Annotated in this window: 8 protein-coding genes; 3 read left to right on the forward strand and 5 right to left on the reverse strand. The window is 44.9% G+C overall.

Annotation, left to right across the window (positions count from 1 at the left end):
* Positions 1–49: 49 nt before the first annotated feature.
* The 3 genes from K5Q92_RS07435 to K5Q92_RS07445 all read left to right on the forward strand — a co-directional run bounded on the left by K5Q92_RS07435 (position 50) and on the right by K5Q92_RS07445 (position 3,176).
* A complete protein-coding gene (locus K5Q92_RS07435; protein ID WP_259649517.1) occupies positions 50–1,192 on the forward strand; it encodes an HlyD family secretion protein in 1,143 nt (380 codons plus the stop codon).
* On the forward strand, positions 1,182–2,255 hold the full coding sequence (locus K5Q92_RS07440) for a DUF2955 domain-containing protein (RefSeq protein ID WP_220768373.1): 1,074 nt from the start codon (positions 1,182–1,184) through the stop codon (positions 2,253–2,255). Before K5Q92_RS07435 ends, K5Q92_RS07440 begins: the two co-directional genes overlap by 11 nt.
* A 336-nt stretch (positions 2,256–2,591) precedes the next feature.
* Positions 2,592–3,176: a hypothetical protein gene (locus K5Q92_RS07445; RefSeq protein ID WP_220768374.1), complete on the forward strand. Its 585-nt coding sequence runs from the start codon at positions 2,592–2,594 to the stop codon at positions 3,174–3,176.
* Positions 3,177–3,268: 92 nt separating this feature from the next.
* Here the strand turns inward: K5Q92_RS07445 and K5Q92_RS07450 are convergent, their stop codons facing one another.
* From K5Q92_RS07450 to K5Q92_RS07470, 5 genes are all read right to left on the reverse strand, one after another.
* Entirely contained in the window at positions 3,269–3,715 is a 447-nt protein-coding gene (locus tag K5Q92_RS07450; RefSeq protein WP_220768375.1) for an OsmC family protein, read from the reverse strand.
* A gap of 265 nt (positions 3,716–3,980) precedes the next feature.
* On the reverse strand, positions 3,981–4,472 hold the full coding sequence (locus K5Q92_RS07455) for a hypothetical protein (RefSeq protein WP_220768376.1): 492 nt from the start codon (positions 4,470–4,472) through the stop codon (positions 3,981–3,983).
* Between the two features lie 233 nt (positions 4,473–4,705).
* Positions 4,706–5,032: a DUF3325 domain-containing protein gene (locus tag K5Q92_RS07460; protein WP_220768377.1), complete on the reverse strand. Its 327-nt coding sequence runs from the start codon at positions 5,030–5,032 to the stop codon at positions 4,706–4,708.
* A gap of 3 nt (positions 5,033–5,035) precedes the next feature.
* Complete coding sequence (locus K5Q92_RS07465) at positions 5,036–6,679, reverse strand: PepSY domain-containing protein (RefSeq protein ID WP_220768378.1); 1,644 nt, start codon at positions 6,677–6,679, stop codon at positions 5,036–5,038.
* Between the two features lie 3 nt (positions 6,680–6,682).
* Positions 6,683–6,982, reverse strand: a complete 300-nt coding sequence (locus K5Q92_RS07470; RefSeq protein ID WP_220768379.1) for a hypothetical protein — start codon at positions 6,980–6,982, stop codon at positions 6,683–6,685.
* Positions 6,983–7,348 lie beyond the last annotated feature (366 nt).

Consider the following 7,348-nt stretch of genomic DNA (forward strand, 5'->3'; position numbering starts at 1 on the left):
GTACTAATGGGCATTAGGTACAGGCTTATCGGTTACTAAAGGGATGAGTATGACTGAAGATAAAGGTGTAAGTGGGAATGACGCCGCTAATGATGAGCTCAGTAAAGAGGTCGAGCAGACAGAAAACAAGAAAAACACGAAAATCCGTAAAGCGACCAATATCATCTTAATTGTTGTCAGCTTCTTATTTGTTTTTCACCTTATCGCAGATAGATTTATCCCCTCAACCGATCTCGGCCGTATTCGCGGCTATGTGGTCCCCATTAGTCCTCAAGTGTCCGGTGAGATCATCGACATTTTAGTGGCGCCTAACACCCTTATAAGACGCGGGGATGTGCTGGCCAAAATTAACCCAAAAGATTATGAAATTGCGCTGCACCAAGCCGAGCAATCGCTCAAGAAAGCTGGGCAAAATGTCGGTGCTCAGACGGCCAATGTCGCTGCGGCTCAGGCAAAGGTGACTAATGCCGAGGCAAACCTGAAAAATGCTCAGGTTCAATCTAAGCGTATTTTTGCCATGGTTGACAGAGCCGTAATGTCACAGGCGGATGCCGATAATGCCAGAGCCGAGTTGACTAAGGCTGAAGCCGGTGTCGCTAGCGCTAAAGCTGATTTGGCTAAGGCGCAGGAGCGTTTAGGCGCAGAAGGTGAGAACAATACTAATGTACAGTCAGCCTTGTTGAGCTTAGAGAAAGCACAGTTGGACTTGGCTCGTACATCCATCACGGCACCGACCGATGGTGTTGCCTCAAATTTCAGGTTAAAAGAGGGCATATACGCTAGCGCTGGGCAGCCTGTGATGACCTTTATCTCATCGGAAGATGTGTGGATTGAGGCATATTTTAGAGAAAACAGTTTAGGCAATATGAAACCTGGCGATGAAGTTGAGTTTGCCCTCGATTACGCTCCCGGTGAAGTCTTTAAGGCTAAGGTCGGCAGCATCGATTACGGTATCGACTGGGGGCAGAGTGAGCAGACTGGTAAGCTGGCGCAGGTATCGGGTCAAACAGGTTGGCTACGTCAATCCCAGCGCTTCCCGGTTACCATTGTGCTGCCTGCCAATGAAGCGGTGGGATTAAGACGTGTCGGTGGTCAAGCCGATGTGATTGTCTATACCAGTGATAGCAGTATCATCAATCTATTTGGTAAGTTCTGGATCCGCCTCGTGAGCTGGTTCTCTTATGTCAGATAGCAAACGAGCTGACAGCTCACTTGCCGTTGCTAATGCAGCACAAGGAGTAACTGCAGAGGCCATTTACACTCGCAGGGTACTGCGTTTTACCTTGGGAATAGGTCTCGCCGTTGCTGTGTCAGCTATTTGGGCATGGCCGCTCGCGTTTATCGTGCCGGTATTTGTAGCTAAGTTTTTGGTTGATAGGCAAGAGCCCACAATACAAACCGTGTATGAGCTGCTTATCTCGATGATCTGTACTATCGGCTTAGCTTGGTTGGTGAGTTTTGGACCGACTCACTATCCTATGGTGTTACTGCCACTGCTCGCTATGATGATGTTATGGGGCTATTACCTGTTTAGCGACCCTAAATGGAACTTCTTTGCCACTATTTTCATCGTGGCGACGCTGCTACTGCCTTATTTGAGTTTATTAGAGCCCGGAGCCGCAATTCTTGTAGGGGGGGGGTTAAGTTTTTCAGGTGTTGTCGCTGTGGCTATATTTGCGTTACTTCACGCCTTGTTACCCGATTTGTCACCTAAGAAAGAGCAATTATCGGATGCAGTTCAGAGCCATGATGAACGAACGCATGAGGCATTTCGCGCCCTTATTATCGCTTTTCCTGTGATCTGTTTCTTCTATTTCTTAGAGATCTCTGGTGCGCTGCTAACCATGATTTTTATTGCTATTTTGTCTTTGCAGGCCGCGGGGGCTAAAAGCGTTAAGGTGAGTCTATTCCTTTTGGTCACTAACGGTATCGGTGGTGCCTTAGCAGTCGTGTTTTATAACTTACTCACCATAGTGCCAGAGGTCCAATTTTATATTGGCATGTCGATGTTAGCGGCTCTATTTTTCGGGCAAAAGATCTATGCCGATCCAGCTAAAGCTCCCCTCTATGCTGGTATTTTATCGGCACTATTAGTGGTTGTAGGCTCAACGGCATCGTCTACGGATAAAGATGTTGCGGTGAATTTTTATCTTAGGATTTTGCAGCTATTTTTAGTGGGCGTTTATATGATTTTTGCCTCCTTCTTCTTAGAGTCCAGAGATTGGAAGTTCTTGAAAAAACGCAATAGCTTATAAATCAGCGTAATCAGGCTTTTTTATCGGCTGATAATAACTTGTTAGCGAATGGTGTCACCAAAGGGCAATTATTCAGTCGTGATACGCAATAACATGGAGGCCAGTACTTACAGTGTGAGGCTGTGGATAGCTTGGTTGTTTTAACAAATCTTAATTAATTGAGCATGCGCCTTAGAGATGAAGCTTGATAAAGGATTGGTTAAGCAAAATTATGATATATAACTGAATCAATAACTTGGTTCATGTGCTATATGTTAAATGGCGCAAGTTCTTGAGCACCACATACTACGAGAGTGTATCGAACACTCATCAATATCTACCGATAAGGATGAAACTATGTTTCGACTAAACAAACTTAAACTGGCAGCTGTCGCCCTACCTGTATTACTTGTTGGTTGTGCAACAGGTGATACCCCAGAATCTAAGAAGATGCATGCTAGAGAAGAGACTCAGGCAGCGCTTCAGGAGATCTATACCGAGCATCCTGCGGCGAAAACGGCAGTGGCTAACTCAGTTGGTTATGTGGTGTGTACCGGTAGCAATAGCTATCTGTTTGCTTTATCGACTGGTGGTGGAATTTGCGTGCTACATGAAGGCAGCAAGCTCTCTTACTATCGCTTCGCAACAGGTGGTGTTGGTGCGGGTATTGGCTGGAAGCAGATGGCGTTTGTACAAGCTTTTACTCAGCGTGATGCATTAACGCGTTTTAAAGAGTCGGGCTATGAAGGACAGGCTCAGGCTGAAGCCAGTGCCGAATATGAGGGCAGTGGTGAGCAGGCATCGGCAAACCAGTCGGTTGATGTGTCTGGTGTGAAGACTTACCAAGTTAACTTGATGGGCGCCGCGGCTCAGGCTACGGTTCAAGGTTATAAGTATTGGGAAACTGACTTTACCGATGACTTCGTTGAGAATGACGGTTAGCACTCACTTATCTAAGCAGAAAAGCTAGGTTATGACCTAGCTTTTTTTATGCCTAGATCTGTATCGTCCAGAGATAGGTTTGAGCTACCTCTTTAGTACTTAATCTCAAACTGAGTTTCAGGGTTTAAGCTATTGGCGATAAAACAGTTCTCGTGAGATTTCTCATGAATTTTAGTGATGACCTCTTGGTTTACTTCAGTGGCAAATTCGATCTCTGGACATAGGACAATCTTACTAACAAAGATTTTGCCTGCGCCATTCTTGCCAAGCTCGGCAAAGGCACTGTCTTTATAGGACACGATAGGCAGGCGCTTTAGGTGTGCGATTGTCAGAAATGTTAGCATATGGCACGAGGACAGTGCGGCGAGTAGGCTCTCTTCAGGGTTTATATTAGCGGCATTGCCGCTATATTCCGGTGCGGATGAGGCTTGGATCTGCTGCCCGCTACCAAAGTTAATCTGGTGGTCACGGCAAAAGCTTTGGGGATCGTTAATAGGCTCCTCAGAGGCGCTCCAACTGAGGTTAATATTAAAAGTCATACTGTTAACTCTTCTAGTGATGGATATGCGAATACATGACTAATGACTAGGGGGAAGTGTTTAAGCTAACTCTTTGAGTCAATAGATTGCAACTGCAAATAACTAAAGTGGAGTGTACTCGTAGAAGGGAACTGATAGCTTGATTTTAATCAACTGCAGGAATTTACTTTGGCGTGTTCCTTGAGAGATAGCAGCTTAGTAACATAGCAAGTTCCGGTTCTGATTATGCTTATGTGTCACCTGAGCTGTTGTAAGGTTTTGAAAGTTAATACATTTTGTTGCTGTTTTGGCTAGTCTCTACATAAGTTTGCATACTTGCCAGCTGTTGTTGCTGGGCCTTAGCGTTTACCGTTGCTGCGCGAGCGTCATCATTGTTTGAAAGATAGTAAGCCGTTGCAGGAGAGAGCCCGTTGCCGTTACCTGTGGCAACGCCTGCAATGTCTGCATAGATCTGGTACTGCACCTTTGCTTTTTTATATTCCACATAGGCTTCAACTTTTTCTCCCTCGTTAGGCAGTTTTGGCTGTGCAGGGAGCGTCTGTGGGGATTTGGAGTCAGGAGCTTGCTTGCTAAGTGCAATCGACTTGGCGCTAAGAGTCACGGTATCGATTTGTACCACTGCGGCATTGGTGGAGTGAGGATCTCGCTGCTTGTTTAATTGTGAACTTGAGCTGACCTGGACTTGGTCATTTGATTGCGCCGTGTTGCCTACATGCTGTTGGCTATGATTTGATATCGGCGGATTTGAAACAAGCATAATCTTTCCATGGCGACTCTTTATGAGGATCACCATAGCGCTTATTAGCTGAATGTAAGCTGAACCATGTTGTTTATGTTTGATTCTTTCGTTTGGTATTGAGAGCAAAAAACCTTTTGCATCAACGTAAAGTTAACGCAAAAGGCTTTATTGATGGTGTGCTCTTTATAATACAGAACACCTTGCTTAGCTGAATTATGACTGGCTGAGCTTTAGCTCACGTCCAGTTATCATTAGTTTAATCCGACTAAAATAGAGCTAAATAGGGTACTCAATGCCATAGAGTAAGGTAAGAGCTTAGCTCGATAGCTCAGCATTAGAATGACCAACAGTCCTGAAAAAGAGAGTAAGCCAAAGAATAAAATGCTGCCGTAAGCGGTGCCGAGGTTAGCTATACATCCCCAATAAGTGCCCCCGATGGCTAGCCATCCGGCAATATATAAAACTTTAGCCTGTGTCGGGCTTGGTGCGCTACCAAAAGTGTCCCGGTAGTGGGAAAACATAGCCAGAGCTAATAACCCAAATGCGAGGTAGCTAAATCCTAAGAGACTTATTATCACCGCTTATACTCCTTCTTTCGTTGCTGGTGAGGCATCGATAGTAATCTGACGGCCTTTACTGGTGGTATTGACGTTTCTCTTTGATGTGACAGCTTGTTTAGCTACTAGTTTCGTTCGAGCAAAAAAGAGTGACATGCCGATAAATACACACATTAGATCAAAGCCCACTAACGGCCACTGGTTTTGGGCTATGTTACTTAATAGATGACTACTGGAGGTCAACGCATTTAAGAGTGGGATTGCAACTAAGCTTGCTGCGGTTATGGTGATGACAAGACGCCAGGCAGTCAAAGTACGGTTAAAACAAGCCAACAGCGCTACAGCCGCAAGTGTAATGAAGAAGGTGTTTACTTCCCATTGTGCACGATTAACCATGTCCACAGGTAGTAGCCTGTTAGCGTAGAAAAAGGCGGCAGTCGCAAGCGGTAGACCAGTAATAAATGTTAGGTTTAGCCCCTCGACTAGGCGTAAGCCAAGGCTAGGTTTGGCACCTTGTTTGATCTGCTTTTGCTGTTTCTGGCGAATTTTCACCGCCCAGAGTAATGTTCCAGTTGTGATCATAGCGCAGCCTAATACACCACAGATGAAAAACAGTGCGCGTAATATCGGCTCGGCAAAGCGTCCAGTATGCAGTGCGATAAGCGTATCGTGGGTATTACGCACACCAGAGTCTGGCTCTACACCTGGGTTAAGCAATTCAGAGTTGATGCCATTAAAGGTAATGGCGGTCCTTCTATCGGTAACGGTTTCACCCGTTTCTTTATAAAAGTTTACTCGGCTATTTTGATCGCTAGGGTTATTGATTACCACTTGTTTGAGTGGTGCTTGTCCCCAGAGTTCTTGAACTTGCGGGAGTAGTGTAGTCAAAGAAACAGTTTGCGCCTCAACGCCCACTGGTTTAACGAGTACTCGACTAGGTCTAAGCTCTTTGCTAAAGCCTTTAAAGTCACCATCGTAGGCAGTGATAACACTCCATGGCATATACATCACCATCAGCGTTACAAGTCCTGTGTAGGTGATCATTAGATGATAAGGCAGGGCAATAACCGAGCTTACGTTATGGGCATCTAGCCATGAGCGACTGCCTTTGTTGCGTCTAAAGCTGAAGAAGTCTTTAAAGATCCGCTTATGAATGACGATGCCACTGATCAGTGCCACAAGCATAAACATGGTACAGAAGCCTACGATCCATCGAGCAATCTTTGCGGGCATGTAATGGAGGTCGAAATGCAAACGATAAAAGAAGTGTCCGCCTTTAGACTCACGCACCTCGCTGATTAACTTATCACCTTCGATTGGTACGATATGTTCAACAAACTGACCGCGACGCTGCCCCTCTTCAGGCTGTGTTTGCCAGCCATAGCTCATATAAGGTTTACGATCCGTTGGGAAGTTGACTCGCCAGTCACGTGCATCTGGAGCATGTTCAGTTAAATAGCGTTGAGCACGTTCAAGCTCACTGGCAACTTGGCTAGCATCATATTGCTGGAATACGTTTTTATGTAGCTCAGGCTTGCTCCATAGCGTCATCTCATAGCGGTAATAACTTAAGGTTCCGGCAAAGAACACTAGCAATAATACCCAGCAAACAAGCAAGCCTACCCAGGTGTGCAGCCAAGTCATGCTGCGAAAAAAAGTTTCTTTCATTGTTTAACCTATCAGGCGAGTAAGCAGGTAAAAAAGGCCGCTAACTAAAAGCAGATCGCTTAATGCGCGCCAGTGATTGTGAACACTAAATGCCCATATTCCAGCGGTCGCGTAGACAGCAAACGACAACATCATGGCCGCGAGTACATTGTCCAGCGGCGAAAAGGGAAGGGTTAAGGCAAGCAAACCTGATACTGTGGCGGCTAAAAGGTAGCCAGCAAATATAGCGGAAAAGGCACGAAAGCCTATCTTGAGTTTTTCCGAATCCACTGTTTTAGGTAAGGATATTTTTATAGTTTGCACTTCTAGGTATACCTAATTTTACTTGTAAGTTTAAAAGCTGCTAAAAAGTTCACTGCATTCTACATTAAATAACGCAATTGAGAACTGTTTTCATTCGTGTTTACTTGCAAGGATTACAAACTGAGATATAGCTCTCAAATGTGTTGATTCTTTGAGAGCCTTAGGGGGCGAGCTCTAGCTTAAGCTAGAGCGATTTTTTTGCTAATGAATGTGAAGGTTTTTGTGTGTAAGTGTCTGATTGGAATTAAATGTCGAAATAAAACTAAATTTATTTGAGTAAAGAGTGATAAAAATCAAGCTAAAGCAAATTTTTTTGTCTAAATTAGTAGAGGAACAACGAGATTAGATTGCTGTTTGCTAATGCAC

Origin of the sequence: Shewanella sp. MBTL60-007 (genome assembly GCF_019654915.1) — a bacterium.
GTDB lineage: Bacteria > Pseudomonadota > Gammaproteobacteria > Enterobacterales > Shewanellaceae > Shewanella.

Excerpts from the sequence above, each read along its gene's own strand:
- K5Q92_RS07435 (WP_259649517.1), top strand. The coding sequence starts at position 50 with ATGACTGAAGATAAAGGTGTAAGTGGGAATGACGCCGCTAATGATGAG.
- K5Q92_RS07440 (WP_220768373.1), top strand. The coding sequence starts at position 1,182 with ATGTCAGATAGCAAACGAGCTGACAGCTCACTTGCCGTTGCTAATGCA.
- K5Q92_RS07445 (WP_220768374.1), top strand. The coding sequence starts at position 2,592 with ATGTTTCGACTAAACAAACTTAAACTGGCAGCTGTCGCCCTACCTGTA.
- K5Q92_RS07450 (WP_220768375.1), bottom strand. The coding sequence starts at position 3,715 with ATGACTTTTAATATTAACCTCAGTTGGAGCGCCTCTGAGGAGCCTATT.
- K5Q92_RS07455 (WP_220768376.1), bottom strand. The coding sequence starts at position 4,472 with ATGCTTGTTTCAAATCCGCCGATATCAAATCATAGCCAACAGCATGTA.
- K5Q92_RS07465 (WP_220768378.1), bottom strand. The coding sequence starts at position 6,679 with ATGAAAGAAACTTTTTTTCGCAGCATGACTTGGCTGCACACCTGGGTA.